A 25,535-nucleotide genomic window follows, 5' to 3' on the forward strand; every position below is an offset into this window, starting at 1 on the left:
TCCCCCTCTTTTACCGATTTTTCTGGCCAGCGCTCAGCGCACGGCTCATCTGTGCTGCGATCTGGCCGCGCGAACGCTGGAAACCCGCAACATCAGGCGTGGTAATATTCATCACCACCGTTGCGGCACCACCGCCCCCACTGCCTGCGCGCACGCCCAACTTGCCATCCGGCCCGCGTGCCAACGGCATGATCGCCTCCGGTCCGGCCTCGCCCATAACGCCCATGCCGCCTCGCATGCCGAAATGGGTTGCCTGTGACACAACTCCGCCATCCGCAAACGGCATGACACGCCCCGCACTGAACGGCGCACCGTTGGCAAAAGGCAAAATCCCCTGCACCAAACTGCCAATTCCTTGGGTCAATAATCCGCCGAAATGATCCGTCACCGGCCTGATGGCAGCATTGTAGGCGCTGTTTGATAATGACTGCGCTACTGAACTCAACGCGTCCGACAGTTTCATGCCGTCGAATACCACACCATCAAAAGCCTTTCGCAAACCGCGGCTCAACCCTTTTTCCAAGGTCGCGACATCCTTACCTGTCGCTGCCAGCGATGTGCTCATCCGCCGTAGCTCGCTGTCGAACCCGGACACCAGCACACCCGTCTGCGCCAGCGTCTGGTTAAGCGTTTGAGCATCACTTGCCAGATCGTCGAAACTTTCATCTGTCATCATCTTGATCCTTTATCTTGTCCGGATAGGCGGCCATCAACGCCGCCAGACCTTCGCTCAACATCGGGCTAGTGCCTGCCTTTGCTCCCAGCATCACCTGCAATTCCGCAGGCGTTAGCGCCCAGAAAACATCCGGCGTAAGGCCCAGCCCGTGCAATCCCGCCCGCATAAGCGCGGGCCAGTCAAACCCGCTGGCAACGACCCACTTCATGCCTCCACCACAAACGCCCGCGCCAGTAACTCTGCCGCCGCTTGTGCCGCCCGCATCGGCCCGCCACCAATCTCGGCAGTTGCCAGCCTGTCAGGGTCCATTTGCACCCCGCCGCCCCGCAAGCCTGCGCACAGCAGGGCAAGGACATCTCGCGTGCTGAATGACGCCCCCTCGAACCTCTGCACCAGCGCCATCAGCGATGGCTCCGCGAGATCCTCCTCCAACTCGGCCAATGCCCCCAATGTCAGCCGCATTCTTTGGTGCTGGCCATCCACGACCAGCACCACTTCACCCCTCCAGCGGTTTTCCATTATTCTACAACCGCATCGACGTAAGGGATGAACTGCAACTCACCCGCCGAAGCCAACGACAACTCGTATGTCGCCTCTCCGTTGAGCTGGCCCGCATATTCAAGGGAGGTCACTTGAAAAGGCCCCTCAACAATCCCGAATTGCGGAATAACGACCTGAAAATTTGGCGTTAGACCGTCAAAGAGAAGCTGACGCGCACGCTCGTCAGTGGCGGCATCGCGAAAAACCCCTGAACCGCTGATCGCAGCCGAGCGCACGCCGGCCCCTGCCAGCAACTCGCGCCAACCGCCCTCGCTATCGAGGGCCGTTACATCGACAGCTTCTGCATTGAAGCTGATCCGCGTTGCGCGCAATCCCGCGATGGTTTCGTAATTCCCATCGGTGCTCATATCCACTTTGACCAAAAGATCCTTACCTGCTTGAACAGCCATTTTTATACTCCTGAAGTTTGCCTTACGGCGTTGAGAATTTGTCTCGTCCGTTCGGGACGCTGAAGGTCAGCGATCCGACACACGCGCCCGAAACCGCAGATCTATCTGGCGAGCACTGGCCGCATCGATCCGGCGGGCCGATGCGCGCTCAAAACGTAACGAGACCAGCGCGCCCCGCGCCAGTTCCAGCTTCGCATCATGCAACGCATCACTTACCGCCGCCGCCACTGCTTTCGCGCTCGCAAATCCGGGACTGGTCGTGATCACCGAAATGTTCAGAAAATGAACCGCCCCCGCGCCACTCCCGTCCGAGGCATCGCGCACTGTCTCCGAGCCCAAGCGCACATAGAGGTCAGGCACACCGCCAGCAGGGACCGCATCGTATATCGCCCCGCCCACCAAAGCTGTCAGCGCGACGTCCTCATTCAGCGCAGCGAATACCGCCGCCTGAAGCGCTCCTGAAACTGCATAGCTCATACCACCTGCTCCTCTTGCACAGCGCAGGCCAGATAGCGCCCGTCTGGGTCGTGCTCTGCCACCGCCTCAATGGTAAAAATCCGGTCGCCGTCGCGAAAGCGCTGCTGTGCGGCCGGACGCTTGGTGCTGCCCGAAGGCGCTCCGCGCACAATCACGCGAAAACCCATGCGGCTGACAGGCGCGCCGCTTTGCGCTGTCTCCCGCCCGCTGCGCGGCGTCACTTGCGCCCAGACAGTGCCCAGTGGCACCCAGCCCTGCACGTACCCACCGGACCCGTCGCTCAAGACATCGGGCGCCTCCAACACCAGCTGACGGTTGAGACGCGGCGCGCTCATGCCTTCGCTCCGCTCAAACCCAGCCGCATCACCCGAAACCGCTCTATCAATGATGACACACCGAATGGCATACATCCGGCTGCCAATGCCGTATCATGGCGGTACTCATAGTAATGTGCGGCCAGCATCAGCACCGCTTGCTGCATATCCGCCGGCACATCGTCCCACTCGGGGCCATATCCGGCCAGAAACCGTACGCGTAACTCGCCGCCACTCGCCAGCCTCGGCAGACATGCGCCCCGTGCCCGCAAGCGCGGCAAATGCCCGTCCCGCTCCAACCAAAATACGCTTTCATCCACCAGTGTTTGAACGCCACTTCCGGATACCAACTGCACATCGGCAATCACCGTTACGGGCGCCACTGTCAGCGGCAGGGCACAAGACTCTGCTAGCGTGTGTACCACAAGCGTGAATTCCCGCTCGATCAGCACTTTGCCGGTGCGCGCCTCGACTGCTGCCATTGCAGCACGCAGAAAACTGCCCAGCACCGCGTCCTGCAACGTGTCCTCGCCAAATCCTGTTCCCATCCGCAGATGCGCCTTGAACGCAGCAATCGGTAGCGCCGCATCCGGCACTGTTGTATCTTCGATCAACATCCCAAAGCCTTTCCAAACTCTCGTATAATTACCGCCCCGACAGGCCGCTCCAAAATTCCGGGCGCATACCCCACCTCCGCATTGCTCGGTCGGAGGGGAGCAGCTAGACAACACAAAGGGTCGCCAGGGCATGCGCCCGGACCGGAGCATTCACACGCTCCGGCTTCGGCCAAACCGCTTTAGGCTGAACCGAATTTCAGAAGTTTGATCGCGGCGAAATCGCTCACGTCGCCGCCCACGCGCTTGGTTGCGTAAAACAGGACGTGCGGCTTGGCGCTGAAGGGATCGCGCAGGATGCGCAGATCGGGACGCTCGGCAATGGTATAGCCTGCATGAAAATCGCCGAACGCCATGGCAAACGCATCCGCCGCCGCATCCGGCATATCTTCGGCGATCAGCACAGGATATCCCATCAAACGCGCCGGCTCGCCCGCTGCCAGACCGTCCGACCACAAGAAACGTCCATCCATGTCCTTGAGCTTGCGCACCAGACCAGCAGTCTTGGAATTCATCACAAAAGACGCATTGGCACGGTACTGCGCACCCAGCGCATAAACCATATCAACGATGGCATCCGGCGTGACATCCCCCGCAACGCCCGTCGGCACATACCCCAAATTTCCCCAGGCCCAGACATCATTGTCAACGGTGGCATGGGCAAGGAAACCCTTGGGCTTGTCGATACCGTCCCCGTTAATAAACGCACCGGCCTCGGCACGGGCAAACTTGTCAGCAATACGCCCTGCAAGCCAACCCTCGATGTCAAACGCACTGTCATCCAACAGTCGCTGTGACGCTTTTGGCAGCGCGCTCAATTCATGCAACTGCACCGTAATGCGGTCAATCTGCGGCGTGTCGCTCTCACCTACGGTCGCGCTCTCGGTGGCCCAACCCGCACCGACATCAGAATGATCGACCAGCACGTCATAAGACGTGGCCTCGACATTCACGACAGATGCAATTGCACGGATCGAAGCCGTGGTATTCAGCACAGATTTCACAATATCGGATGTCTGCGGGTCCACCAGATAGCCACCATCGGAGTTCACAGCCGAAGACAGCGCTTTGCCCTCCAGATGCAGGCCGCGCAGCCCGTCATCATCGCCAGAACGCACATAAGCATTGAACGCCTTTTTATGCGGCGCAACCGCCTCCGTAGCACCCGCCAGAGGAGTACGTGCAGCAGTCATTGTTTTACGGTCCAGCATGTTCATTCGCTCTTCTGTTTGTTGAATTTTTGTTTCAATTCCGGCCTGAAAGCCTTTCATCTGCGCGACAAAGCCGGTCACAGCCCGCCGCACATCATCCGCAGGGGAAAGCCCCGCCACGTCTGCCTTGGTATCGCTCATCTTGCGTTCCCCTTCTGGTTGCCAACGCAGGAGCAGATGTCAGCCGCAGCCGCATCAAAAACCCCTGCCATCTCGCGCAGGACGTCACCAACACGCACAAAACTGTCCGCCTTCGCTCCTACCCGCGCACTGGGAAGCATCGGGAATGTCACCAGCGACACCTCCCAAAGCTCCAGTTCCTGCAAGAGCCGCTGGCCCTTGGTATTCTTGGCGGCTTTCACCGTGCGGTAGCCGATCGACAGCCCATCAATTGCGCCCGCTTCAATCAGCGCGATTGCCTCGCGCCCCTTCTCGACAGACTGCAAAATGCGCCCCTTGACGAACAATCCACGCCCGTCCTCGCGCACCTCGTCCCATACGCCAATCGGCTGCGCCGGATCATGCTGCCACAGCATCTTAACCCCGCGGCCCGCCGCCTTCAGCGCCATCAGGCTCGCCCCATAGGCGCCGCGCTGGACCACGTCATTGCCCTGGTCGACCGCGTCGAAAAAGCTGGCATAGCCCTTGATCTCGACACCATCCTCAACCTTTGCGACCTCGTCGAACTGCACAAACTTGCGTTCGAGAGCGCCGCAAAAGCTGGACAAACCTCGCTCGGCCTCCGCACTGCGTGCGAAGTCATTTCTACTCATATCCATGGATAATCTCCCGTTGTTCCTAACTCAGCCCAGCGGTGCAACTTCCAGAAATGTCTGCACTACTTTCGCCAAAATCACTGCCGCGACCCCGTAAACCGCCAGCCACAGCCGCCGCTCCAAGCGCTCCATCATCATCTCGATCCGATCGAGCCGCATATTTAAATTTGCGAAATGGATGGCACTTACCTGCTCATGCGCCTGCAACCGCATTCCTGGCGCACATTGAAATCGCTCGACGGGTAGCTCACTCATCCGTCGCAGCCACCGGAAGGCCCAGCAATACCCGCTTCTCCGCCTCCGTCAGGAATTCCGCACCTGCAACACGCGCCCATTGCGCATCGCGTTCGGCACTCAATGCAGGCACCTGATCAAGATCCGGCTTGAGTTCGACAACCTCGCCGGTAAAGCCCGAGAGCCAGTGCGACAGAACAGCCGTCACACGGCTCGCAAGTGGCAGCACGGTAAGACGGTAAAACGCACGGTGCGCCTCTTGATAGTTTGCATAGGTCGCATCGCCCGCGATTCCGATCAGCATCGGCGGCACACCAAAGGCCAATGCAATCTCGCGTGCGGCCGATTCCTTTGTCTTCTGGAATTCCATATCCGACGGCGAGAAACCCATCGGCTTCCAGTCAAGGCCGCCCTCCAACAGCATGGGCCGCCCCGCATTACGTGCGCCCTGATGGTGGCTCTCCATTTCACTTACCAACCGCTCATATTGCTCGGTGCTCAATGATCCCTGTCCCTCGGCACCCTTATAGATGATCGCGCCCGAGGGACGCGCCGCATTATCCAACAGTGCCTTGCTCCAACGCGAAGCAGAATTGTGCACATCAATCGCCGTCGCCGCCGCCTGCATCGGGCTGAAACCGTAATGATCATCTTGCGGATGGAAATTGCGCACATGACAAATCGGGGTGCCCTGTGTCGCATCAAACCGATGCTTGCGCCCGCCCACCGCATATTCATATGCCACAGGCCAGCCATCCGCTCCGGGCACCACAGACATCCGGTCAGACCGCAGCACATGCAGCTCAATCGGCACACCCGCATCCGCGCCCACCGCCTCTACATACGCATTGCCAGACAACAGTAGCTGCGCATAAAGCGCCTCCAGCAGCTCCGCCCGCCCTTGTGCGCCATTCGGACGAGTGATCAGCCCCAGCACAGGATGCTTGTCAAACCGCTGCTCGGCATCCTGCAGCACCAAAGGCAGCGCCGCCGCTGCTTCCGCAATCAGCTTGACCGAGCGGAACCCGACCGGATTGCCAGCAAATCCAGTCCGCGTCAGCGATACCGTGTCGCGCGGGCTCCATGCGACACGCCCCCACGTCTGCACTCCCACAACACGCCCTGTCGCAGAGGCCTTGGCCTCCGCTACTTCAACCGTACCGCGCTTCAGAAAATCAAACACCCATGCTCTCCTCATCCCATGTCCCGTGACAGCACCGCTGCCCCATCGCTCTTGAAAACAAACTGCCACCAAAGGATTAAACCTGCCGGACCAGACCGCTCGCTTGCTGCGCAACACCCTCCACGCCAACAAAAAAGGGGCCAAAGGCCCCCTTTCTCGCATTATATCCCCAAGCTTTTACAGTATCCGCACGCCCGGCTGCCGCCATGTCGCGGCGGGCTCTATCATCAATTCGTGTAAGGCCCAGACAAGTGCATCAACTCGGTCGGGTGATCCGCTGCCCTCGTATCCGCGCCGCGTCATCCGGCACATCTGATCCTCAAGTTGATCGAGGCCTGCCACATGGCGCACGCGTCCCTGCTCATATAGCGCGGCCACCGGTTCGGCCCTCGCAACCTTGCCACGCGTCGCATGAACACCTTTATATGGGACTAGCGGGTCTACTTGCCGGATAACCTCCCGCACCATCTGCCCCCCTTGATTAACCTCAGCCACCAGCCGGTCAGCGCCAAAGCGCTGCATCGCCGCGATCGCGGCCTGCGCCCAACCGCTCGGCCCCATGCCCGTTACAGTGCAATCAGCCAGCACAAAAGCGCGCCAGTCCTGCGGCGACCCACTGCATTGTACGCCGGCTACAACAATTCCGCACTCATCCGCAGAGGCCCCGGACGTCGTCGCAGGGTCCACGGCCACGACAATTCGGTCCAGCTGAGGCACGTCAGTTGCACGGTTCGCCTCCAGCATGGCAGATGTCCACAGCGCCCCCTCCGCATCTGACAATAAAACACCGTCCAACTCCTGACGTCCAAGTCGTGTACCGCGGTACCGCGCCCGCACTTCCTCCAAAAATGATGCGGCAAGATGCGCACGGTTCGCCTCGGTCGCTGCATGCGTCACAACTGTAGATGGCGATTTTAGCAGTGTTTTCAACACATCCACATTGCGCGGCGTCGTCGTGACACAGACCTGCGGACGCTCGCCCAGCCGCAGCGCAAATTGCAGCATATCCCACGTGTCTTGCGCCTTTTTCCACTTGGCCAACTCGTCAACCCATGCCGCATCGAACTGCGGGCCCCGCAGCCCCTCGGGGTCATGTGCGGAATGAACTGTAGCTACAGCACCATTTGGCCATACCAGACGCTTTCGCGTAGCCTCCCAATCAGGCCGCCGATCCGCAGGTGAACAAGCCAGTATCCCGCTATCGCCGAAAATCATCACTTCGCGCACCTGCTCAATGGTCTCACCCACCAACGCCAGACGGGCGCATCGCCCCGCATCCAAAGGTCGGGAACCCTCCATCAAACTGCGCACCCACTCTGCACCCGCACGGGTCTTACCCGCGCCACGCCCCCCCATAATCACCCAAGACCGCCAATTGCCTTCGGGGGGCAATTGGTGTGGCATTGCCCAAAAATCAAAAAGGTAAGGGAGAGCGCGAAGCTCCCCCTCGTCGAGTTCATTCAGGAACCCCTCCTGGATCGATGGCGCAGCGGAGCTGATCAAGCTTGCACCCGATATCAACCCGCGCTTTGTCCATGTCGAGGGCATAGCCGCCCCGCGCAATTCCGGCTTTTCTGTTTCGGCAGTCATTCAAGATCAATCCCGCTTTTTGGCACCGCCCGACCGCATCCGTAAGTTGGACAAAAGTTTTGGCAGACGCCGTTGCATCGATTTCCTCTCCGGCTATGGCCCGTTTCTTCAGGCTCTCTAACGCTTCTCGTAACTCGGCAAGGGTGACCTGAACGGAAGCATACATCGCCTCCGCATGGGCCAACTCGTCAAGTTGTGGCACCGGTTGGGTTGTCATTAGTTATCGGTCCTTTCGCTCGGATTCCTCCAATCGAAAGACATGAAAAAGCGGCCCCACCTGAGTGCCGGGGCCGCCCCCCAAATCTCCTAGCATGAGACTTGGTCTATCAGATCACTATGAACGCTGCGTCACGTCTGCGCACTCCTCAGACGCAACGGCAAGGACGATATCAGTCGGTCCCGCCACCGGTTGAAGCATTGCCCGCCGCAGCAGCGCCTTGCTCCGCTTCGATCTTGCGCCACGCAGCAACGTTTCGGTTGTGCTCGTCGAGGGTAACCGCAAAAGCATGCCCGCCGGTACCATCCGCCACAAAGAAAATATACGGAGTCTCGTCAGGTTGCGCTGCTGCCATCAGGCTTGCCCGTCCAGGGTTGGCAATCGGCGTGGGCGGCAGACCCGGAATGACATAGGTGTTGTAAGGCGTTTCGCCGCGCAACTCGCTGCGCCGCAATCCGCGGCCCAACACGCCTTCGCCACGGGTAATGCCATAAATCACCGTTGGGTCAGTTTGAAGCCGCATACCCTGGTTGATCCGGTTAACAAACACACTCGCCACCTGACGCCGTTCGTCTGCGACACCGGTTTCCTTCTCCACAATAGAAGCTAGTATCAGCAGCTCCTCAGGGGAATTGATCGGCAAGTCATCGGCCCGCGCTTCCCACGCAGCGGCGAGCAATGTCTCCTGCGCAGCTTGCATCCGCGCGAGGAGTGCACCGCGATCATCGCCCTTTCGCACCTCATAGCTATCCGGTGCCAATGCACCCTCGGCAGGCACTGCAGGCGCCGGACCGTCCATAATATCCATGTTGGAAATGGCACTCACCACCTGCCAGCTTGTCACACCTTCCGCCACGGCAATACGGAACCGGACATCCGCCTTGTCACGGGTTTCCTCATATTCCGCAGGCACTTCATCCTCGCCCAACGTATAGGTCGCAAGCTCGTCAAAACGGTTAGTCGCTGGATCCAGCTCACGCACCTGAACACTTACACGCGTCACCCCAATGCGGTAGACAATCTCGGTGCCACAGGTGCTTGCCCCGCCGCGCGTGATTACATCCACAATGTCTTTCATCGTCGCGTTTGGCTCGATCAGGAAACTTCCAGCTTTCAACTCGCCAGTCTTGTCTTCGTAATCCGCACCAATCCGCAGAATGGCGGCAGAAGTGACTGCTCCCTGATCCGCCAGATCCTTGCTGACACGGCGCATGTTACTCCCGCTTTTGACCTGCACACAAACCGCTTCGGTTAGCGGGCCTGGCGTATCATACTGGGCCTTGCCCCATATAATCACGCCACCAACTAAAAACAGCGCAACCACTAGAAATGTCATGGCATTGGCCGCGATGTGACGCCACATCTAATCAACCTTCCCGAAAAGCACGCTCGCGTTGGTTCCACCAAAACCGAATGAATTGCTCAGCGCCACCTTGATCTCGCGCTTGACGGGTGCGTTTGCAGCCAGATCAATCTTCGTCTCGACCGCCAAGTTATCAAGGTTGATCGTCGGCGGCGCAATCTGGTCACGGATCGCAAGGATCGAAAAAATCGCTTCTATCGCCCCCGCAGCCCCCAACAAATGGCCCGTTGCAGACTTGGTCGAGGACATCGTTACTTTGCCCGCATGCTCCCCCATCATCCGCTCCACAGCGCCCAATTCGATGGTGTCCGCCATGGTCGATGTGCCATGCGCGTTGATATAGTCGATGTCCCTGGGCTCCAGCCCGGCGTGGCGCAGCGCAGAGCGCATGGACCGCTCTCCACCTTCGCCATCCTCGGAAGGTGCGGTGATGTGGTAGGCATCGCCAGACAGTCCATAGCCGATCACCTCGGCATAAATTTTTGCGCCACGCGCTTTTGCATGCTCATATTCCTCTAGCACGACAATCCCTGCGCCCTCGCCCATGACGAAACCGTCGCGGTCCGTATCATAGGGGCGGCTGGCTTTTTTGGGGTCATCGCCGCGCTTGGTGCTCAGCGCTTTGCACGCGTTGAAGCCCGCAATCCCTATTTCGCAAATTGCCGCTTCCGCGCCGCCCGCCACCATCACATCCGCATCCCCGAACATGATCAGACGGCTGGCATCACCAATTGCATGCGCGCCGGTGGAACAAGCCGTAACCACAGAATGGTTCGGCCCCTTGAAACCGTAGCGGATCGAGACCTGTCCAGAGATCAGGTTGATCAGCGCACCAGGCACAAAGAACGGGCTGACCCGTTTGGGGCCCTTCTCGGCCATCATCACGGCGGTGTTCGCAATCGAATTCAGTCCCCCAATACCAGAGCCGATGAGCACGCCTGTGCGTTCAAGGCTCTCGCGATCCGTGGGTTGCCATCCGGCATCCTCGACGGCCTGTTGTGCGGCGGCCAGACCGAACATGATAAAAGTATCGACCTTTCGCTGGTCCTTGGGCTCCATATATTTGTCGGCGTTAAATGTACCATCCGTCCCATCACCCAAGGGCACCTCGCAGGCATACTGCGTGACGCAGCGGCTCGCGTCAAAGCCGGTAATGGGCCCCGCACCCGACTGACAGTCAAGGATCCGCTTCCAGCTTTCCTCGACTCCGTCCGCTAACGGTGTAACCAAACCCAGTCCTGTAACGACAACTCTGCGCATATGCCCTGCCCTTTTGTGTGCTCGTGCTTGATTTGGCTATACCTTGCAGGCGGCCCATTGTTCAAGTCTCGGGCGCCAGACCGGCAGAATTACCCCGAAAGGCTAACAGCAACATTTCCGGACTAAAGCTGCCGCAAGCTTCGGGACAAGGATATAGACGCCCGAGCCTGCAGATCCCTAAAAATACGCGGGCAACCACAGGCAGAACCAGCGCCGGAATAGTCGTGCCTAGATAGCGCCGCTATCGCTGCACCAACGTGGGACGGCTCAAACCGGCGGACCTTTGCGGGTCATCAGCAAAACCGATTCACCCTCGGTCGTGACATGGCGCAAAGGCACATACCCCAGCGCAGTCGATATCCGCAGTGAGCTTTCGTTCTCGGGCGTAACCACACAAACAGTACGCCCCGCCACAACGCGGTCGAACCAATCATGAGCCGCCGCCGCAGCATCCATCCCGTAACCCTGCCCCTGAAACGCAGGGTCCAGCAACCACGCAGCCTCCGGATAGGGATCGAAATCATCGCCTAACCCCCTTGAGCCAAAGAAAAAGCCCGCTTGCCCCGCCATTTCGGCATAGCCTCTGATCTGAACAGCCCATTGGCCAAATCCCGCAATCTGCCAGTGCCCGGCATTGCGCAAAAACGAATCCCAGCTGCGCGCGCGCGGCCACGGCTTGCCGCTGATGTGGCTCACGACCTCGGGATTGGCCCAGATCGCCGCATACCGCTCGAAATCCTCGCGCCGCATGCCCCGCAGGGTCACACGAGGAGTATTTATTGTCGGAATGTTGCGGGACATAGCACGTTTGACCTTAAGCTGGATCGGGACTGCAATCTTCGGCGCCTAAAGGCACCTGAGCGGCCAGAATGACGTCAGGAGGCAACCCGCCACAAGAACCAATTCCCTCAAGAATCAAAAACGGCGCCATTCCGCAAAGCGAGGCGCCGTTTAAGTATTTAACCGCTGGAAAATTCAGCGAAAGAGAGCTTAAGAAGCTTCTTTGATGAACTTGACCGCGTCGCCGAAGGTCTGGATGTTCTCCGCTGCGTCATCGGGGATCTCGATGCCGAACTCTTCTTCGAATGCCATTACCAGCTCAACTGTGTCGAGGCTGTCTGCACCCAGATCATCAATAAAAGAAGCGTTTTCAACTACTTTGTCTTCTTCAACACCAAGGTGCTCGACAACGATCTTTTTAACGCGGTCTGCGACGTCGCTCATACTATTCGTCCTTACTCATTGGGCTTAACAGCCCCTTTTTGGGTATCCGCCACCCCGCTACGCGAGAGGCCGACTGGTGCCCCTACACGGGGGCGGCTCGTTTCCCTTGTTTTCACAAGGCGCGGGTCACATGCAAGAACCCGCGTGGTAAATCTGCGCCTCCTTTAGCATATGGAGGTAGTTACGCAAATCATTTCACACATGTCGTTACAACATGGCCATACCGCCGTTCACATGCAAGGTGGCTCCGGTGACATACGCGGACTCGGTGCTGGCCAGATACACGACCGCGCTGGCGATCTCGTCGGGCGTGCCCATACGGCCTGCAGGTATCTGTCCCATAATTCCAGATTTCTGCTCATCCGTGAGTTTGTCCGTCATCGCGGTGGCTATAAAACCCGGTGCAATGGCGTTCACGGTAATCCCGCGGCTCGCCACTTCGTAGGCGAGGCTTTTGCCCATACCGATCATCCCGGCCTTTGATGCGGCATAGTTTGCCTGCCCCGGGTTGCCTGTCGCGCCCACGATGCTTGTGATATTCACAATCCGGCCCCAGCGGGCCTTCATCATGCCGCGCATCACCCCTTTGCACAGCTGGAAAGTCGCCGTGAGGTTCACATCCAGCACCGACTGCCACTCATCGTCAGACATGCGCATAAACAGATTATCGCGGGTGATCCCTGCGTTGTTGACCAAAATATCCACCGATCCCATGGCATCCGTTGCCTGCTTTGGCAATGCCTTCACGGCGTCCATGTCGCTCAGGTTACAAGGCAGGACATGCGCGCGGCTGCCAAGCTCTGCGGCTAGCGCCTCCAGCGGCTCTACTCTTGTACCCGAAAGACCGACTGTGGCGCCCTGTGCATGCAATGCCCGTGCAATATCTGCGCCAATACCGCCCGATGCCCCGGTTACCAGCGCGTTTTTACCCGTTAAATCAAACATATAAATCCCCTTCTTATTCCAGTCGAATGATGGGCTCCGTCAGCAGCCCATAGCGCTCGATCTCTGTCTGTGTCAGCAGATGTATCCCGCCTGCGGGTGCCGCACGCAAGGCAAACTCGTAAAATGCATCGCTGCCAAGCATCTGCGCCAGATACAAGCGCCGCGCATAACTCGCTGCGCCGCCCACACCAATCTCGGCCTCTGCCACCATGCGCCGCGCGGCACCCGCTATAAACAAATCGACAGAAGCACCTGCAAGAACGCTATCGCTCTGCACTTCCGTCGCAAGGCCGCGTGTACGTATGTCGTATCCCATCTCTCGCACCGCATCGCTGTCATGCGCCGCCTGCATCTCTTGAAACACCAGTGTGCTGACTTGCGGATTTTGCGCCAACACAGCGTTAAGGGCTGCAGGCGTACGCCCGATTACCCTGCCCCGCATCAACATTCGTTCATTGACGACATAAAACAACAGGCCCTGACGCACGCTTGTCACCCTGTCGCCCACTCCGCAGCCTGACAGCATCGCAGCCGCGCCGGTTATAAGTGCGCGTCTGCTTATTTCAACTTTCAACAGCCGCTTTCACATCCGCCGCCGCACCCACATTGCGCAGTACCGCGTCCTTCTGGATGCGGCGGATCATCCCCGACAGCGCTTTTCCCGCGCCAATCTCCCAGTATTCCGTCACACCGTTGGCTGCCATCCACTCCACCGAGGAGCGCCATCGCACGCGGCCAGTCACCTGATCCACCAGCAAACCCGCAATCGGGGCGGCATTGTTAACGCTCTCGGCCAAAACATTCGCCACCAGAGGCACCACAGGCTCGCTCATAGCGATCTCGGCTAAGGCCTTCGCCATCTCGTCTGCCGCAGGCTGCATCAACGCACAATGAAACGGAGCCGACACCGGGAGAGGCAGCGCGCGCTTGGCCCCGGCGCCCTTGGCCATTTCAATTGCACGCTCCACCGCAGCCTTGCTGCCGGAAATCACATTTTGCGTCGGGTCATTCTCGTTCGCAAGTTGGCAAACATCGCCCTGCGCAGCATCAGCAGCCAGCTTTGCTACATCGTCGGCAGACAGTCCCAGAATTGCGGCCATCGCACCCTCACCGGCTGGAACCGCTTTTTGCATGGCACGGCCCCTGATCTGCAACAGACGCGCAGTATCTGCCAGCGTGAACACGCCCGCCGCACAGAGCGCGGAATATTCGCCCAGACTGTGACCCGCGACAAACGACGCCCGCGTGACATCAATACCCTCGGCCTCCAGAGCGCGCATCGCTGCCATGGATGTGGCCATCAATGCAGGCTGCGCATTCTCGGTCAGGGTCAGTGTTTCAATATCGCCCTCCCAGATCAGCGCACTCAGCTTTTGCCCGAGGGCGTCATCCACCTCGTCGAACACGGCACGGGCCGCCGGATAGGCTTGTGCCAGATCATAGCCCATCCCGATGGTTTGTGCGCCTTGACCGGGGAATACGAATGCTGTGCTCATGTTTTGTGCCTTTACCTTAATATTGGTCTCAAGTTTTAGCGAAGCGCGTCCCTTCTCACAAGAGCGCACAACGCCTGTGCCCAAACTCCCATTGGCCCGCTTTACGCATTCCCATATGAACATCTCAACCAAACCCGTCAGGAGCATAAGATGCCGGTTTCCAATACCACAACACGCTATGGCAGCATTACCCGCAGCTTTCACTGGCTCACCGCCCTGCTTGTGATGACGTTGATCCCCGTCGCTCTCATTGCCGAGGATTTGCCCTATGACACCTCCGCGCAGCTTGCGCAGAAGGCGTGGCTGTTCTCGCTGCACAAAACTCTTGGCGTTACTGTGTTTTTCGTGGCGCTTTTGCGCATTCTTTGGGCGCTCTCCCAGCCCAAGCCCGCATCCCTGCACCCTGAGCGGCGTATCGAGAACTTTCTGGCCGAAACCGCGCATTGGCTGCTTTATGGCTCGCTTGTGCTGGCACCGCTGTCGGGCTGGATCCATCACGCTGCTACATCAGGGTTCGCGCCGATCTGGTGGCCGCTGGGACAGTCCCTGCCCATGGTGCCAAAATCCGAAGGTGTCGCGGCATTTTTCGGCGGGCTTCACTGGGTGTTCGGAAAGGTGATGATCGTGTCACTCCTGCTGCACATTGCAGGCGCGCTCAAGCACCACTTTATAGATAAGGACGCCACCCTGCGCCGGATAATCACCGGCGCGCCCGAGCTTGCAAATTTGCCCGCAACGCGCCACGCCCGCACCCCACTGGTCGCCGCGCTTGCCATCTGGGCCGCTGTTCTGGCAGGCGGGAACCTGATTGGCGTCTACACGGCGGATGAGGGTGCACAAGCCGCGACTCTTGCCGATGTCGCGTCCGACTGGACCGTGCAGGAAGGCAGCATAGCTATTGCGGTGACGCAGTTCGGCTCGACCGTCGAGGGCAGTTTTGCCGACTGGACCGCCGACATCAGTTTCGATCCAACCATAAGCGTAGGTCCCTCGGGCACGGTCGAAGTGGTCATCGCCATCGGGTCCCTCACGCTCGGCTCGGTTACGGGTCAGGCGATGGGCCCCGACTTTTTTGATGCGACACAGTTCGAGACAGCAACTTTTGCCGCCGACATTACAACCATGATTGACGGATATGTGGCAGAAGGCACCCTCACCGTAAAAGGTGTCACTCTACCGGTACGCCTGCCGTTCCGCCTGTCCGTAAACGGTGATGCGGCCGAGATGTCCGCGCAGCTTCAACTGAATCGCCTCGATTTCGGTGTGGGGACGAACATGCCAGATGAGAGTTCGTTGGCATTTGCTGTGGACGTAGCAGTTGCCTTGACGGCGACACGCGCAAATTCCCAATAGCTTCAAGACACATTACCGCACCTGCATAAAAAAAGGGCCGCAGAATATGGAAATTCTGCGGCCCTTTGATTCGGTGGTGTCAGGCTTATTCGGCCTTCATCGCCTCAAGTGAAATCATCACTGAAATTTCGTCACCAACAAACGGCGCAAACTGGTCCACACCAAAGTCGGAGCGTAGCAGCGTTGTCGTTGCGTTAAATCCGGCCCATGGCTTGTTTGCCATCGGGTGCTCGGAGGCCTGATTGAGGTTTGCGGCCAGAACGACAGATTTGGTGATGTCGTTCATTGTCAGGTCGCCAGTGATGTTGGCAGTGTTGTCGCCCGTTACTTCGATCGAGGTCGAAGTGAAGGTGATCATATCTTCATCGGTAGCACCGAAGAAATCATCAGACATGAAATGCTCGTCACGGGCTTCCCAGCCGGTGAACATTGATTTCGTCGGCATCGACACGCTCACTGTGGAATTGGCAGGGTCTTCCTGATCAAACATGATCTCGCCCTCAAACCCCGAAAACATGCCGTGAGTTGTCGAAAAACCAAGGTGATTGTAGGAAAACAGCACTTGGCTGTGGCTGGCATCAAGTACATATTTTTCTGCGGCCATTGCGCCTGTGGCGGCGGCGGACAGCAAAGCGGCAAGAACAAGGGATTTCATTTGTGATGTCTCCGGTTGGTTTGAATATGCTCCTTTAATCGTGGTAAAATGCAAAAATCTCAATCCCGTAGTATTAAACACGTTCTGCGCGCTAGCGAACCAACACGGCATCAGCACGCGCTCTTAGCGCACAGAACTTTTACAAGTGTGCGCTTAAACGAGCTTTCCCGCACTGCGCAGCGTGGACAGAAGGTTGGCGTGGGTCGCTGCATGGGTGAGCGTGAAATCTGCCATCAGACGGTTACCTTTGGACCAAAACACAATGTTTCGACCCCGCACATCTACCTTCTCCAGATCGGAAAAGGCGCAGCGCTCGATCACAAGACGCGGGCGCGTGCTGTCGGTGCGGACAACGCGGACCTCCAGATTGGCGATATCCACCTCCACACTCGGGGGGATTGGCGGCGCGCTTTGTTGCCAAAGGGCTGCGCAGATGAACACAGCCATGAAGCACAGCCCTAGCTTGAACAACATGACGTCGCTTTCCCAAGAGGCGCCTGGCGCAAACCACACCAGCAGCGCCACCAGCCCGAACGAAACCGCACCGACTTTACAGACCATCCGCATTACGAGCCGCGATCCATTCAGCATATAGGTAATTGCGGAGCTTGGCGTATGCGGCTCAAGGCTGTGATCTGCGGTCATTGTCATCGATAAGCCCTTTGTTTGCTTCCCCCATTGGCCTAACCGTTAAATCGGGCCAAAGAGAGGCGCCTAAAGGGCATGCACAGGACCGCCAACCGCCTCCGGCAACACACGCACGCCACAGAGTGCTCGCCCCTTGTTATGAGCGCTTGTGCCAACGGAAAAACGGTGTATGTAGGCCACACTTTTGCACAACGGTTTAACCGCGCAGACTCTCGTGACGGGGCGGCAAAGGATACATGCCCCGGCTATGAAATGCGCCTTGATATAAGTGGAGCACACATGCCGCTATATGAGCATGTAATGATCGCACGCCAAGACTTGTCCAATACACAAGCTGAAGGCCTGATCGAACATTTCGGTACCGTCCTGTCCGACAACGGCGGGAAACTCGTTGATAGCGAGTATTGGGGCGTCAAAACGATGGCCTATAAAATCAACAAGAACCGCAAGGGCCACTATGCCTTCCTGCGCTCCGATGCACCGGCAGCTGCCGTGCAAGAGATGGAACGCCTGATGCGCCTGCATGACGATGTCATGCGCGTTCTGACCATCAAGATGGATGAGCACAAAGAGCTGCCTTCCGTTCAGATGCAAAAACGTGACGAGCGCCCCGAGCGCCGTGAACGTCGCTGATTTTAGCTGGTTGAAAGGACACTAACCCATGGCTACGAAACCATTTTTCCGCCGCCGCAAAGTCTGCCCCTTCTCGGGCGACAACGCACCGGCGATCGACTACAAAGACACACGTCTGCTTCAGCGCTACATTTCCGAGCGTGGCAAGATCGTGCCGTCCCGTATCACCGCAGTATCCGCGAAAAAGCAGCGTGAATTGGCCCGTGCCATTAAACGCGCCCGCTTCCTCGCCCTGCTGCCCTACGCAGTGAAATAAGGAGTAGAGATTATGCATGTTATCCTTCTCCAGCGTGTTGCTAAACTTGGCCAGATGGGCGACGTCGTTGACGTCAAACCGGGCTTTGCGCGCAACTACCTGCTGCCTCAGCAAAAAGCGCTGACCGCTTCCAAAGCGAATATCGCTGCTTTCGAGGGTCAAAAAGCCCAACTCGAAGTCCAGAACCTCGAGACCAAGAAAGAAGCCGAAGACATGGCTGCCAAGCTTAACGGCCAGCAGTTTGTCGTGATTCGCTCTGCATCCGATTCAGGCGCGCTTTATGGCTCCGTCACCACACGCGACGCATCCGAGGCAGCAACTGCCGAAGGCTTCTCTGTGGACCGCAAGCAGGTCGTTCTGCTGGCCCCGATCAAATATCTTGGCATCCACGAGGTACAGATCATTCTGCACCCCGAGGTCGAAGCAACGATCGAGCTGAACGTTGCGCGCTCTCCTGAAGAGGCCGAACTGCAAGCTGCCGGTAAATCCATTCAAGAACTGGCTGCGGAAGAAGAAGCCGCAGCAGAGTTCGAGATTTCCGAGCTGTTTGACGATCTTGGCTCTGCCGCGTCCGACGATGACGATGCAGAAGCGCCCCGCGCAAAAGCATCCGACGAGAACGAAGACAACTAAGTCTTACGCTCCTCTTTCAAAAATGAGACGCCGCGCAATCCATTGTGCGGCGTTTTGCATTGGCCGAATGATCCTCAAGCGCGACAATGCGCAGATCGAAATCGCATAATGTCCGCCCTTCGCTGCAGCAAATCTTCCAGTTTACTCTACCCCTGCCCCAAGCCGCCGAGACATTAAGCTTGGACGCGTGGCGCATTAGATCAAAATTACGATTCGGTCGCCCCAAATCTGCGCGTAAATTGTTCCCCCTGCCTATGACTGGCAAACAAACGCCTAAAGCGGAATATCTGGGCGGAAGGGCGCCAGCCTCGTTTCTCCTGTTCTTGCCAAAGATGACCAGAAAAAATTACGTAGCGGCAGGTTAACAATCACGGATTCCCTAAATGTCTGCCATCTGCCGCCGCGCTTTCCTGCTAACAGGTCTTGCCGCGCTTTCTGCCTGCGCCACGCAACGCTCCGAAGCATCATCCATCAACGCTGCCAATCTGAGAACAGACAGTATTCCCCTACATCCCAACGAGACAATGCAGCTACGTGCATCGATCAATGAATGGGCAGACCACTACGAGGTTCCCCGCACCCTTGTGCACCGCCTTGCCATCCGCGAGAGCACTCACAATCCCGCTGCCCGCAACGGCCCCTATTACGGGCTCCTCCAGATCCTCCCCGAAACGGCCCGTGGTATGGGGTTTAAGGGCGCTCCACAGGACCTGTTGAATGCCGACACCAATTTGAAATATGCAGTACGCTACTTGCGCGGCGCATGGCTCTTGTCGGGGGGCGACCAGAACACCGCCGTGAAATGGTATTCCAGCGGCTATTATTACGAAGCAAAACGACGCGGTATGCTGGTCGAGACCGGTCTCCGATCCGGCTGACGTAACAACACGCGTTGCGACGGACGCGCAAATTGCCGCATCTTCTAGTGCGGGCGCGCGGGCTCCCCATATGTCTTAGGCATAACAACAGGAGCCCGAAATGTTCGACATGTCCAACCGCCACGATGGCGATCTGGCCTCACATACACCGCCAAAAGACTTTAAAGATCGCCTAGCGCTGCATACCGTCAAAGCCATGCGTGTTGTTGCAGACAGCTTTTTCGCAAAGCGGTATGGTCACCGTGCTGTCGTGCTCGAAACAGTGGCTGCGGTACCCGGAATGGTTGGCGGTCTGTTGCAGCATCTCAAATCTGTGCGCCACATCCGTGACGACCAGGGCTGGATCCGCGAACTGCTCGACGAGGCGGAGAACGAGCGGATGCACCTCATGACTTTCATCAAAATCGCAGAGCCCTCGCGCTTTGAGCGGACACTGATCATGCTCGGTCAGGCCGTGTTCTATAATCTCTATTTCTTCCTCTATCTGTTTGCCCCGCGCGTCGCACACCGCGTTGTGGGCTATCTCGAAGAAGAGGCGGTGATCAGCTACACCCAGTATCTCGAACAGATCGACGCTGGCGCTGTCGAGAACGTACCTGCTCCGCAAATCGCGATCGACTATTGGAAGCTGGACCAAGATGCCCGCCTGCGCGAGGTGGTCATTGCTGTACGCGCAGACGAAGCAGGCCACCGCGATCGCAATCATGAGCTGGCCGACGAAATGGCCGCTTGAGTAAGTATCTAACAGCCCCCCAAAAACGCAAAAGGCCCCGCATATCCTGCGGGGCCTTCTTTAAATAGTGATCGCAGAGGAGTTATTCGTCCACAAGCGCCTCAACAGCCTTTTGCAGATCGTCCTTAGACACTTCCTTGTCCTCGACGCTGGCCTGCTCGAATACGTAGTCAACAACCTTATCTTCAAAGATCGGTGCACGCATCTGCTGCTGCATCTGCTGGTTCTTCTGCACGAACTCAAAGAACTGACGCTCCTGACCAGGGTACTGGCGCGCTTGGTTCATGATCGCCTGCGTCATCTCGGCGTCTGTCACTTCGACTTCGGCTTTCTGACCCAGCTCAGCGAGGAGCAAGCCAAGGCGGACGCGGCGTGTGGCCAGCTTCTTGTGCTCGTCTGTCGTCTCGATCTCGGGGTGGTCGTGGCCCTGAACGTCAGGGTTTTCCTCATGCCACAGCTGGTGGGCAATCTGGCCCGCCTCAGCATCCAGCAAGCTGGGTGGCAGATCGAAATCTACCAAACCATCGAGCGCATCCAGAAGACCGCGCTTCATTATTGCGCGTGATGCACCGGAGTATTCGGCTTCAAGACGCTCGCCAATCTGTACTTTAAGCGCAGCAAGGTCTTCAGCACCGAACTTCTTCGCCATGTCGTCATTGATCTCTGCGGCAACAGGCTCTTTCACTTCCTTGATCGTGCAGGCGAAAACAGCTTCTTTACCTTTAAGGTGCTCGGCCTGATAATCATCGGGGAAGTTGACAGTAACGTCTTTTTTTTCTTCAGCTTTCACGCCGACAAGCTGCTCTTCAAAGCCCGGGATGAACGAGTTGGAGCCCAGAACCAGCGGGTAGTCTTCGGCAGAGCCACCCTCGAACGCTTCGCCATCAACCTTGCCCACGAAATCCATGACAACCTGATCGCCATCTTTCGCTTTTGAGCCTTTTTTGCGGGATTTAAAATCCTGTGCTGTCTCGGCCAATGAGGCAAGTGCCTCATCGATCGACGCATCATCGGCCTTCACGACCAGCTTTTCGAGCTTGATCTTGCTCAGGTCAACATCCGGAATGTTAGGCAGTTTCTCGTAGGTCATTTCGACCACGACATCATCGCCTTCTTTCCAGTCATCATTTGTCATTTTTACGTCTGGCTGCATTGCAGGACGGTCGCCGCACGACTCAAAGTGATCGTTCATTGCGCCATCGACAGCTTCCTGCATCGCTTCGCCCAAAACTTTAGGACCAAACTGCTTTTTCAGAAGTGGCATCGGCACTTTGCCTTTGCGAAAACCCTTCATCTCGACGTCCGGCTGTGCTTCTTTCAGCTTGTCCATAACCTTCGCGTCCAGCTCGGCGGCTGTGACAGTGATGGTATAGCCGCGTTTCAGACCTTCGTTCAGCGTCTCTTTGACCTGCATGTGTGCTCCATAGCGTTTGGCCGCGCATGTGCGCGCGGAAAGAAAAATTTGTGCTCTTCTATGGGCGGGGGTCGGCGGGTGCAAGTACCGTTTGACCGGCCCTGCTTCCTGAATTGACCAGCAACGCCCGTAAAAAGAGCGTTACTGCATGCCCAGCGCTTCTTTGTACATGTCCAGAACCGCCTCTTCTTCGGCGATATCGTTTGGCTCGCGTTTGCGCAGTGCAATAACCTTGCGCAGGATCTTCGTGTCATATCCGCGGCCCTTGGCCTCTGCCATCACTTCTTTTTGCTGCTCGGCGAGGTCTTTTTTCTCTGCGTCGAGACGCTCGATCCGCTCGACGAACTGGCGCAGCTCGTTTGCGGTCACCTTGTAGGTTGCGTCCCCTACAGCGTCTTCGGTGGCGGCTGGGTTCGTGCTGAAATCGCTCATGGCGGGCTCCTTGTACGGCGCGGAGGATGGCGCGGAATGGGGTTGATTTGAGGCGCCTTGCTAACCTGCCCCCCGCGCCACGGCAAGGTGCACTTGCCGCCCTCGCCGGATTATCCTATCTGGAGGTCATGGAACAAACAGCCGCATCCGCATCATCAGTTTTTGACATCGTTATCTGGTCCGGCACAGCCCTTTCGCTGCTCGGACTGCTTGGCCTTGTCTATTGTATCATCCGCGTGAGCCGCGCCAAACGCGCGAACTTGACAGATGACGCCATGCGCGCCGAGCTTAAAAAGGTTGTGCCACTCAACCTCGGCGCACTCTTCTTGTCCGTCATCGGCTTGATGATGGTTATAATCGGCATCTTTCTGGCCTGAAGGCAACGCACGCGCCCTTGCGCAAACAGCATCGCCATTCTATTTCTTCAGCGCCAACAAGGAGTCTGTCATGGTTTCGACAGGACCAGTACCCTTTGTGACCGCCCGTTTTGAAGACCTTACATTTATAAAATGCTCTGGTGTGCAGAACCCGCAGGAAAACGCCTGCGCTATCCTGTAGTTGCTGAGTTGTTTTAACCGTGTGTATGGGCGCGCCGACGCCAACTTTACCGAAGAACAAACTTTGATTTAGGAATATAAAATGCCAATGGACTGGATTTGGGGCCTTATCGGCGGTTTGCTGATCGGCTCTGCGGGTGCGCTCTACCTGCTCGGCAATGGACGCATCATGGGAGCGAGCGGTATTCTGGGAGGCTTACTCGAAGGGACTTCAGGCCCCCAAACGGCAGAACGCGCAGTTTTTGTTGCAGCGCTCATTGCGGTTCCTGCAGCGCTCTTTGCTCTCGGTGCACCTGTGCAAACCAACATCACCTCCAGCGCGCCTCTGCTCGTAATCGGCGGTTTGCTGGTGGGTCTTGGCACCCGGATCGGCAATGGCTGCACCTCGGGGCATGGCGTCTGCGGTATCTCGCGGCTGAGCTTGCGGGGCATCGTGGCGACATGTCTCTATATCGGCGCGGGTGTCGTTACGGTCACAGTCCTGCGGGGACTAATATGATGCGGATGCTCGTTGCATTGATCGCAGGCAGTTTGTTTGGCGCCGGCCTGCACCTGTCTGGTATGACCGATACTGCAAAGCTTCAGGGATTTCTGGACATTTTCGGAGCCTGGGACCCTACATTGATTTTCGTTATGGGTGGTGCGATTGCCCCCATGGCGCTGGCGTGGGCCGTTAGTCGCGGGCGCAAACCGTTGCTTGGCGGTACATTTCCCGCACCCGCAGAACCGAAACTCGACCGGCGCCTGATCCTCGGTGCAGTGCTGTTTGGTATTGGTTGGGGCCTTGTAGGACTTTGCCCCGGACCGGCACTTGCCTCGCTCGGCTATGGCGGCTTGTCGGGATGGATATTTCTGGCCGCGATGATCGGGGGAATGATATTGTCACCCACGGCCAGCGCACTGCTGGACAGAACTGCGCGGCGGGGATAATCATTTGCCATGGATATTCGCAAGCTCACCCCCCGCTACTACGTCGCCCCGCAAATCTCGCCCGATCAAATGGGCGCGTTCAAAGAGGCAGGCATTACCCGCATCCTGTGCAACCGTCCGGACGAAGAAGTGCCTTCTGCCTTTGGTGCTGCCGCAATGAAAGCGGCGGCAGAGGCAGCTGGACTCGAATTCGCGCTCCAGCCATTGACCCACAGCACAATGACAGAAGAGGTGATCGCGCGGAACAAAACCATCGGCGCAGAGCAAGACGGTATAACGCTGGCTTATTGCGCGTCGGGCACAAGGTCCTGTATCGCCTGGGCCCTTGGTCAGGCAGGATTGCAGTCAGCAGACGATATTATGACGGCAGCCCGCAACGGTGGCTATGACATTGAAAACATGCGGCCCTATCTAGAACAGCACGCCCCCTGAATAACCGCACTCCTTAATCAGGACAAATCCGCGCAACAACGGCGATGCTTGTGCAGACCGGATGGCAGGGGCCGTCATTACAGGCAGCCTGTACCGGAAAAAGCACTTTTGCGCGAACAATTTCGCGGATTTTGGGACATCATCTCTGAAACGGCTCATTTAATGGAAGTTGGCTGACCTACCAAATCGCCTGTTTCTTTTTCAGAACTCCAGCCTCTTCCTCCTCCGCAAGGTTTTCCCGCTGATCCCACGCGGCCATCTGGTCATCTGCGGCTCCGGCGGCAGCTTCCATATCCGGCAGATCAGGTAATTCATCCAGATTTCCGAACACATCAACATCTGCAAAACTGGGCAAAGCCGCAGGCAGCGCTGCTTCATCTCCGGATGTGCCGGCGTGCGACGCCGTAACGTCTGGCAGATCCAGCCCGTCACGATCTGCGGCACGTCTGCGCGGCTGGGTGTGCTGGGTGTTCTTGTGCTGCTCAACCTGAACGGCCCGCATACCGCCGATCTGGCCCAGCGTACCGCGCGCAATTGCCCGCCCATTGGTATCCACCACCAGCGCCTGCGCCATACTCGACAGGTTAAGATCGATGAGATCGCCAACCCGAAAGCCGCTCACCTGTTGTAGTGGCATTTTGAGGCGCGTCAGGGCAATCATCAGTTCCGCCGTAAGCCCCATCACATTTTCCGCAAGGTTTGTTTTTATCTCAACCTCGGTCGGGACGCCTCCTCCCTCTTCCGCGTCCGGTGCCTTAACCAGAGGCACGGGAAGGATCAACAACAGCTTACCCGTTCGCGTGCCAGCAGCCATGTCCAACACCATCTCGATCACGGTAAAATCGTTGGCATCAAGGACAAGTTGCGCCTGATGTGGATCCTTTGCGCGGACACCAAACCGGTAGCCTGACAACAGTCCGCGCTCGCCCTCGTGATCGGGAAGAAGAGAAGCCTGAGCCATGAGTTTGTCGATGAATGGTGCACACAGGGCCGCGTCAGTGCCTGTATGGCTTCGTGTCTCGCTCCCTTCTGGGGCAGAGGCGATCTTACCCATGGTTTGCTGCTGGATCAATCCCGCTACCATTGCCGGATCAAGCAGCGCTGCCGCCACCTGTGTACCCGGGCCATCCATTATCAGAATCAATGATGCAGGATCGAGACAGGCCGCGACCTCTTTCGTCCCGATCGACCGCTGCGTTACCCCCAATACGCCAAGCGGAAGCCCCATCAACCGCTCCGCCTGCTTTGCCGCAGTCAGTCGCAATGCGCGTGCCAATGACATAGCACGCGTTGCCTGCGCCTCTCGCCCTGTTCGGGCCTTTCGCTGCATGAGTGATGTCGTCTGTTCCGCGCTCATAGATCCGTGCTGCCCCTTCCCCGTTTTTCTTTGGCCACGTCAGCAGCCGGAGGGATGTCTTGGTTACAGACCTAAAGGACAATGGTTACCAGTG

The 25,535-nt window shown here is 57.8% G+C and carries 35 protein-coding genes; 10 read left to right on the top strand and 25 right to left on the bottom strand.

Features of this window, described 5'->3' with window-relative positions; genetic code table 11:
* Nucleotides 1-10: 10 nt before the first annotated feature.
* The 20 genes from C8N30_RS15660 to fabD all read right to left on the bottom strand — a co-directional run bounded on the left by C8N30_RS15660 (nucleotide 11) and on the right by fabD (nucleotide 14,530).
* The gene (locus tag C8N30_RS15660; protein ID WP_025061850.1) at nucleotides 11-673 is read right to left on the bottom strand and encodes a phage tail tape measure protein; all 663 of its coding nucleotides are present in this window, start codon (nucleotides 671-673) and stop codon (nucleotides 11-13) included.
* Complete coding sequence (locus C8N30_RS15665; RefSeq protein WP_025061849.1) at nucleotides 663-884, bottom strand: rcc01693 family protein; 222 nt, start codon at nucleotides 882-884, stop codon at nucleotides 663-665. Before C8N30_RS15665 ends, C8N30_RS15660 begins: the two co-directional genes overlap by 11 nt.
* Complete coding sequence (locus C8N30_RS15670) at nucleotides 881-1,195, bottom strand: gene transfer agent family protein (protein WP_025061848.1); 315 nt, start codon at nucleotides 1,193-1,195, stop codon at nucleotides 881-883. The genes C8N30_RS15665 and C8N30_RS15670 overlap by 4 nt, the downstream gene beginning before the upstream one ends.
* A complete protein-coding gene (locus tag C8N30_RS15675) occupies nucleotides 1,195-1,626 on the bottom strand; it encodes a phage major tail protein, TP901-1 family (protein ID WP_025061847.1) in 432 nt (143 codons plus the stop codon). Before C8N30_RS15675 ends, C8N30_RS15670 begins: the two co-directional genes overlap by 1 nt.
* Before the next feature lie 66 nt (nucleotides 1,627-1,692).
* The gene (locus C8N30_RS15680; protein WP_025061846.1) at nucleotides 1,693-2,103 is read right to left on the bottom strand and encodes a DUF3168 domain-containing protein; all 411 of its coding nucleotides are present in this window, start codon (nucleotides 2,101-2,103) and stop codon (nucleotides 1,693-1,695) included.
* Nucleotides 2,100-2,438: a phage head closure protein gene (locus C8N30_RS15685; RefSeq protein WP_025061845.1), complete on the bottom strand. Its 339-nt coding sequence runs from the start codon at nucleotides 2,436-2,438 to the stop codon at nucleotides 2,100-2,102. Before C8N30_RS15685 ends, C8N30_RS15680 begins: the two co-directional genes overlap by 4 nt.
* Nucleotides 2,435-3,034: a head-tail connector protein gene (locus C8N30_RS15690; RefSeq protein WP_025061844.1), complete on the bottom strand. Its 600-nt coding sequence runs from the start codon at nucleotides 3,032-3,034 to the stop codon at nucleotides 2,435-2,437. The genes C8N30_RS15685 and C8N30_RS15690 overlap by 4 nt, the downstream gene beginning before the upstream one ends.
* 179 nt (nucleotides 3,035-3,213) lie before the next feature.
* Nucleotides 3,214-4,383: a phage major capsid protein gene (locus tag C8N30_RS15695; protein WP_025061843.1), complete on the bottom strand. Its 1,170-nt coding sequence runs from the start codon at nucleotides 4,381-4,383 to the stop codon at nucleotides 3,214-3,216.
* Complete coding sequence (locus C8N30_RS15700; protein ID WP_084273659.1) at nucleotides 4,380-5,015, bottom strand: HK97 family phage prohead protease; 636 nt, start codon at nucleotides 5,013-5,015, stop codon at nucleotides 4,380-4,382. Before C8N30_RS15700 ends, C8N30_RS15695 begins: the two co-directional genes overlap by 4 nt.
* A gap of 30 nt (nucleotides 5,016-5,045) precedes the next feature.
* Nucleotides 5,046-5,273, bottom strand: a complete 228-nt coding sequence (locus C8N30_RS15705; protein WP_025061841.1) for a GTA head formation protein, RCAP_rcc01685 family — start codon at nucleotides 5,271-5,273, stop codon at nucleotides 5,046-5,048.
* Nucleotides 5,266-6,435 carry a phage portal protein gene (locus C8N30_RS15710; RefSeq protein WP_025061840.1) on the bottom strand — a complete coding sequence of 390 codons (1,170 nt, stop codon included), beginning with the start codon at nucleotides 6,433-6,435 and terminating at the stop codon, nucleotides 5,266-5,268. Before C8N30_RS15710 ends, C8N30_RS15705 begins: the two co-directional genes overlap by 8 nt.
* Before the next feature lie 177 nt (nucleotides 6,436-6,612).
* On the bottom strand, nucleotides 6,613-7,983 hold the full coding sequence (locus C8N30_RS15715) for a terminase large subunit domain-containing protein (protein WP_198021491.1): 1,371 nt from the start codon (nucleotides 7,981-7,983) through the stop codon (nucleotides 6,613-6,615).
* On the bottom strand, nucleotides 7,892-8,242 hold the full coding sequence (locus C8N30_RS15720; RefSeq protein ID WP_025061838.1) for a hypothetical protein: 351 nt from the start codon (nucleotides 8,240-8,242) through the stop codon (nucleotides 7,892-7,894). The genes C8N30_RS15715 and C8N30_RS15720 overlap by 92 nt, the downstream gene beginning before the upstream one ends.
* A gap of 172 nt (nucleotides 8,243-8,414) precedes the next feature.
* Nucleotides 8,415-9,605 carry an endolytic transglycosylase MltG gene (mltG, locus tag C8N30_RS15725; RefSeq protein WP_025061837.1) on the bottom strand — a complete coding sequence of 397 codons (1,191 nt, stop codon included), beginning with the start codon at nucleotides 9,603-9,605 and terminating at the stop codon, nucleotides 8,415-8,417.
* Nucleotides 9,606-10,865 carry a beta-ketoacyl-ACP synthase II gene (gene fabF, locus C8N30_RS15730; RefSeq protein WP_025061836.1) on the bottom strand — a complete coding sequence of 420 codons (1,260 nt, stop codon included), beginning with the start codon at nucleotides 10,863-10,865 and terminating at the stop codon, nucleotides 9,606-9,608. It lies immediately after the preceding gene.
* Nucleotides 10,866-11,132: 267 nt separating this feature from the next.
* Complete coding sequence (locus tag C8N30_RS15735; protein WP_025061835.1) at nucleotides 11,133-11,666, bottom strand: GNAT family N-acetyltransferase; 534 nt, start codon at nucleotides 11,664-11,666, stop codon at nucleotides 11,133-11,135.
* A gap of 189 nt (nucleotides 11,667-11,855) precedes the next feature.
* Nucleotides 11,856-12,089 carry an acyl carrier protein gene (locus tag C8N30_RS15740; RefSeq protein WP_005852881.1) on the bottom strand — a complete coding sequence of 78 codons (234 nt, stop codon included), beginning with the start codon at nucleotides 12,087-12,089 and terminating at the stop codon, nucleotides 11,856-11,858.
* 207 nt (nucleotides 12,090-12,296) lie between these two features.
* The gene (fabG, locus tag C8N30_RS15745) at nucleotides 12,297-13,034 is read right to left on the bottom strand and encodes a 3-oxoacyl-[acyl-carrier-protein] reductase (RefSeq protein WP_025061834.1); all 738 of its coding nucleotides are present in this window, start codon (nucleotides 13,032-13,034) and stop codon (nucleotides 12,297-12,299) included.
* Nucleotides 13,035-13,047: 13 nt separating this feature from the next.
* Nucleotides 13,048-13,608, bottom strand: a complete 561-nt coding sequence (locus C8N30_RS15750) for a hypothetical protein (protein WP_147419718.1) — start codon at nucleotides 13,606-13,608, stop codon at nucleotides 13,048-13,050.
* A complete protein-coding gene (gene fabD / locus C8N30_RS15755) occupies nucleotides 13,598-14,530 on the bottom strand; it encodes an ACP S-malonyltransferase (protein ID WP_025061832.1) in 933 nt (310 codons plus the stop codon). Before fabD ends, C8N30_RS15750 begins: the two co-directional genes overlap by 11 nt.
* Before the next feature lie 150 nt (nucleotides 14,531-14,680).
* Between fabD and C8N30_RS15760 the strand changes: the two genes are divergently transcribed.
* Nucleotides 14,681-15,883 carry a cytochrome b/b6 domain-containing protein gene (locus tag C8N30_RS15760; RefSeq protein WP_025061831.1) on the top strand — a complete coding sequence of 401 codons (1,203 nt, stop codon included), beginning with the start codon at nucleotides 14,681-14,683 and terminating at the stop codon, nucleotides 15,881-15,883.
* Nucleotides 15,884-15,968: 85 nt separating this feature from the next.
* Here C8N30_RS15760 and C8N30_RS15765 read toward each other — a convergent pair whose 3' ends face one another.
* Entirely contained in the window at nucleotides 15,969-16,538 is a 570-nt protein-coding gene (locus tag C8N30_RS15765; protein WP_025061830.1) for a YceI family protein, read from the bottom strand.
* A 153-nt stretch (nucleotides 16,539-16,691) separates the two neighbouring features.
* Nucleotides 16,692-17,189, bottom strand: coding sequence for a hypothetical protein (locus C8N30_RS15770; RefSeq protein ID WP_025061829.1), 498 nt, complete (start codon nucleotides 17,187-17,189; stop codon nucleotides 16,692-16,694).
* 276 nt (nucleotides 17,190-17,465) lie between these two features.
* Here C8N30_RS15770 and rpsF point away from each other — a divergent pair, with 276 nt between their 5' ends.
* The 5 genes from rpsF to C8N30_RS15795 all read left to right on the top strand — a co-directional run bounded on the left by rpsF (nucleotide 17,466) and on the right by C8N30_RS15795 (nucleotide 20,319).
* A complete protein-coding gene (gene rpsF, locus C8N30_RS15775) occupies nucleotides 17,466-17,819 on the top strand; it encodes a 30S ribosomal protein S6 (protein ID WP_025061828.1) in 354 nt (117 codons plus the stop codon).
* Nucleotides 17,820-17,847: 28 nt separating this feature from the next.
* Nucleotides 17,848-18,075 (top strand): 30S ribosomal protein S18, encoded by a 228-nt coding sequence (rpsR, locus tag C8N30_RS15780; protein WP_025061827.1) that lies wholly within the window; start codon nucleotides 17,848-17,850, stop codon nucleotides 18,073-18,075.
* 12 nt (nucleotides 18,076-18,087) lie between these two features.
* Entirely contained in the window at nucleotides 18,088-18,708 is a 621-nt protein-coding gene (gene rplI / locus C8N30_RS15785) for a 50S ribosomal protein L9 (protein ID WP_025061826.1), read from the top strand.
* Between the two features lie 383 nt (nucleotides 18,709-19,091).
* Entirely contained in the window at nucleotides 19,092-19,586 is a 495-nt protein-coding gene (locus C8N30_RS15790) for a transglycosylase SLT domain-containing protein (protein ID WP_025061825.1), read from the top strand.
* Between the two features lie 100 nt (nucleotides 19,587-19,686).
* A complete protein-coding gene (locus tag C8N30_RS15795; RefSeq protein WP_025061824.1) occupies nucleotides 19,687-20,319 on the top strand; it encodes an alternative oxidase in 633 nt (210 codons plus the stop codon).
* Nucleotides 20,320-20,401: 82 nt separating this feature from the next.
* Here the strand turns inward: C8N30_RS15795 and tig are convergent, their stop codons facing one another.
* Nucleotides 20,402-21,733 (bottom strand): trigger factor, encoded by a 1,332-nt coding sequence (gene tig / locus C8N30_RS15800; RefSeq protein WP_025061823.1) that lies wholly within the window; start codon nucleotides 21,731-21,733, stop codon nucleotides 20,402-20,404.
* A 141-nt stretch (nucleotides 21,734-21,874) separates the two neighbouring features.
* Entirely contained in the window at nucleotides 21,875-22,165 is a 291-nt protein-coding gene (locus C8N30_RS15805) for a DUF2312 domain-containing protein (protein WP_025061822.1), read from the bottom strand.
* A 128-nt stretch (nucleotides 22,166-22,293) separates the two neighbouring features.
* Between C8N30_RS15805 and C8N30_RS15810 the strand changes: the two genes are divergently transcribed.
* The 4 genes from C8N30_RS15810 to C8N30_RS15825 all read left to right on the top strand — a co-directional run bounded on the left by C8N30_RS15810 (nucleotide 22,294) and on the right by C8N30_RS15825 (nucleotide 24,084).
* Nucleotides 22,294-22,542: a hypothetical protein gene (locus C8N30_RS15810; protein WP_025061821.1), complete on the top strand. Its 249-nt coding sequence runs from the start codon at nucleotides 22,294-22,296 to the stop codon at nucleotides 22,540-22,542.
* A 262-nt stretch (nucleotides 22,543-22,804) separates the two neighbouring features.
* The gene (locus C8N30_RS15815; RefSeq protein ID WP_025061820.1) at nucleotides 22,805-23,221 is read left to right on the top strand and encodes a YeeE/YedE family protein; all 417 of its coding nucleotides are present in this window, start codon (nucleotides 22,805-22,807) and stop codon (nucleotides 23,219-23,221) included.
* Nucleotides 23,221-23,652, top strand: a complete 432-nt coding sequence (locus C8N30_RS15820) for a DUF6691 family protein (protein WP_025061819.1) — start codon at nucleotides 23,221-23,223, stop codon at nucleotides 23,650-23,652. Before C8N30_RS15815 ends, C8N30_RS15820 begins: the two co-directional genes overlap by 1 nt.
* 9 nt (nucleotides 23,653-23,661) lie before the next feature.
* The gene (locus C8N30_RS15825; protein WP_025061818.1) at nucleotides 23,662-24,084 is read left to right on the top strand and encodes a protein tyrosine phosphatase family protein; all 423 of its coding nucleotides are present in this window, start codon (nucleotides 23,662-23,664) and stop codon (nucleotides 24,082-24,084) included.
* 178 nt (nucleotides 24,085-24,262) lie between these two features.
* On the opposite strand, the gene C8N30_RS15830 is transcribed toward C8N30_RS15825, so the two are convergent.
* Nucleotides 24,263-25,441 carry a FliM/FliN family flagellar motor C-terminal domain-containing protein gene (locus C8N30_RS15830; protein ID WP_025061817.1) on the bottom strand — a complete coding sequence of 393 codons (1,179 nt, stop codon included), beginning with the start codon at nucleotides 25,439-25,441 and terminating at the stop codon, nucleotides 24,263-24,265.
* Between the last annotated feature and the right edge of the window lie 94 nt (nucleotides 25,442-25,535).

This window comes from Sulfitobacter guttiformis, assembly GCF_003610455.1.
GTDB lineage: Bacteria > Pseudomonadota > Alphaproteobacteria > Rhodobacterales > Rhodobacteraceae > Sulfitobacter > Sulfitobacter guttiformis.

Coding starts and splice junctions, on each gene's coding strand:
- C8N30_RS15660 (WP_025061850.1), bottom strand. CDS start 673: ATGACAGATGAAAGTTTCGACGATCTGGCAAGTGATGCTCAAACGCTT.
- C8N30_RS15665 (WP_025061849.1), bottom strand. CDS start 884: ATGAAGTGGGTCGTTGCCAGCGGGTTTGACTGGCCCGCGCTTATGCGG.
- C8N30_RS15670 (WP_025061848.1), bottom strand. CDS start 1,195: ATGGAAAACCGCTGGAGGGGTGAAGTGGTGCTGGTCGTGGATGGCCAG.
- C8N30_RS15675 (WP_025061847.1), bottom strand. CDS start 1,626: ATGGCTGTTCAAGCAGGTAAGGATCTTTTGGTCAAAGTGGATATGAGC.
- C8N30_RS15680 (WP_025061846.1), bottom strand. CDS start 2,103: ATGAGCTATGCAGTTTCAGGAGCGCTTCAGGCGGCGGTATTCGCTGCG.
- C8N30_RS15685 (WP_025061845.1), bottom strand. CDS start 2,438: ATGAGCGCGCCGCGTCTCAACCGTCAGCTGGTGTTGGAGGCGCCCGAT.
- C8N30_RS15690 (WP_025061844.1), bottom strand. CDS start 3,034: ATGTTGATCGAAGATACAACAGTGCCGGATGCGGCGCTACCGATTGCT.
- C8N30_RS15695 (WP_025061843.1), bottom strand. CDS start 4,383: ATGAGCGATACCAAGGCAGACGTGGCGGGGCTTTCCCCTGCGGATGAT.
- C8N30_RS15700 (WP_084273659.1), bottom strand. CDS start 5,015: ATGAGTAGAAATGACTTCGCACGCAGTGCGGAGGCCGAGCGAGGTTTG.
- C8N30_RS15705 (WP_025061841.1), bottom strand. CDS start 5,273: ATGAGTGAGCTACCCGTCGAGCGATTTCAATGTGCGCCAGGAATGCGG.
- C8N30_RS15715 (WP_198021491.1), bottom strand. CDS start 7,983: ATGCCCTCGACATGGACAAAGCGCGGGTTGATATCGGGTGCAAGCTTG.
- C8N30_RS15720 (WP_025061838.1), bottom strand. CDS start 8,242: ATGACAACCCAACCGGTGCCACAACTTGACGAGTTGGCCCATGCGGAG.
- mltG (WP_025061837.1), bottom strand. CDS start 9,605: ATGTGGCGTCACATCGCGGCCAATGCCATGACATTTCTAGTGGTTGCG.
- fabF (WP_025061836.1), bottom strand. CDS start 10,865: ATGCGCAGAGTTGTCGTTACAGGACTGGGTTTGGTTACACCGTTAGCG.
- C8N30_RS15735 (WP_025061835.1), bottom strand. CDS start 11,666: ATGTCCCGCAACATTCCGACAATAAATACTCCTCGTGTGACCCTGCGG.
- C8N30_RS15740 (WP_005852881.1), bottom strand. CDS start 12,089: ATGAGCGACGTCGCAGACCGCGTTAAAAAGATCGTTGTCGAGCACCTT.
- fabG (WP_025061834.1), bottom strand. CDS start 13,034: ATGTTTGATTTAACGGGTAAAAACGCGCTGGTAACCGGGGCATCGGGC.
- fabD (WP_025061832.1), bottom strand. CDS start 14,530: ATGAGCACAGCATTCGTATTCCCCGGTCAAGGCGCACAAACCATCGGG.
- C8N30_RS15760 (WP_025061831.1), top strand. CDS start 14,681: ATGCCGGTTTCCAATACCACAACACGCTATGGCAGCATTACCCGCAGC.
- C8N30_RS15765 (WP_025061830.1), bottom strand. CDS start 16,538: ATGAAATCCCTTGTTCTTGCCGCTTTGCTGTCCGCCGCCGCCACAGGC.
- C8N30_RS15770 (WP_025061829.1), bottom strand. CDS start 17,189: ATGACAATGACCGCAGATCACAGCCTTGAGCCGCATACGCCAAGCTCC.
- rpsF (WP_025061828.1), top strand. CDS start 17,466: ATGCCGCTATATGAGCATGTAATGATCGCACGCCAAGACTTGTCCAAT.
- rpsR (WP_025061827.1), top strand. CDS start 17,848: ATGGCTACGAAACCATTTTTCCGCCGCCGCAAAGTCTGCCCCTTCTCG.
- rplI (WP_025061826.1), top strand. CDS start 18,088: ATGCATGTTATCCTTCTCCAGCGTGTTGCTAAACTTGGCCAGATGGGC.
- C8N30_RS15790 (WP_025061825.1), top strand. CDS start 19,092: ATGTCTGCCATCTGCCGCCGCGCTTTCCTGCTAACAGGTCTTGCCGCG.
- C8N30_RS15795 (WP_025061824.1), top strand. CDS start 19,687: ATGTTCGACATGTCCAACCGCCACGATGGCGATCTGGCCTCACATACA.
- tig (WP_025061823.1), bottom strand. CDS start 21,733: ATGCAGGTCAAAGAGACGCTGAACGAAGGTCTGAAACGCGGCTATACC.
- C8N30_RS15805 (WP_025061822.1), bottom strand. CDS start 22,165: ATGAGCGATTTCAGCACGAACCCAGCCGCCACCGAAGACGCTGTAGGG.
- C8N30_RS15810 (WP_025061821.1), top strand. CDS start 22,294: ATGGAACAAACAGCCGCATCCGCATCATCAGTTTTTGACATCGTTATC.
- C8N30_RS15815 (WP_025061820.1), top strand. CDS start 22,805: ATGCCAATGGACTGGATTTGGGGCCTTATCGGCGGTTTGCTGATCGGC.
- C8N30_RS15820 (WP_025061819.1), top strand. CDS start 23,221: ATGCGGATGCTCGTTGCATTGATCGCAGGCAGTTTGTTTGGCGCCGGC.
- C8N30_RS15825 (WP_025061818.1), top strand. CDS start 23,662: ATGGATATTCGCAAGCTCACCCCCCGCTACTACGTCGCCCCGCAAATC.
- C8N30_RS15830 (WP_025061817.1), bottom strand. CDS start 25,441: ATGAGCGCGGAACAGACGACATCACTCATGCAGCGAAAGGCCCGAACA.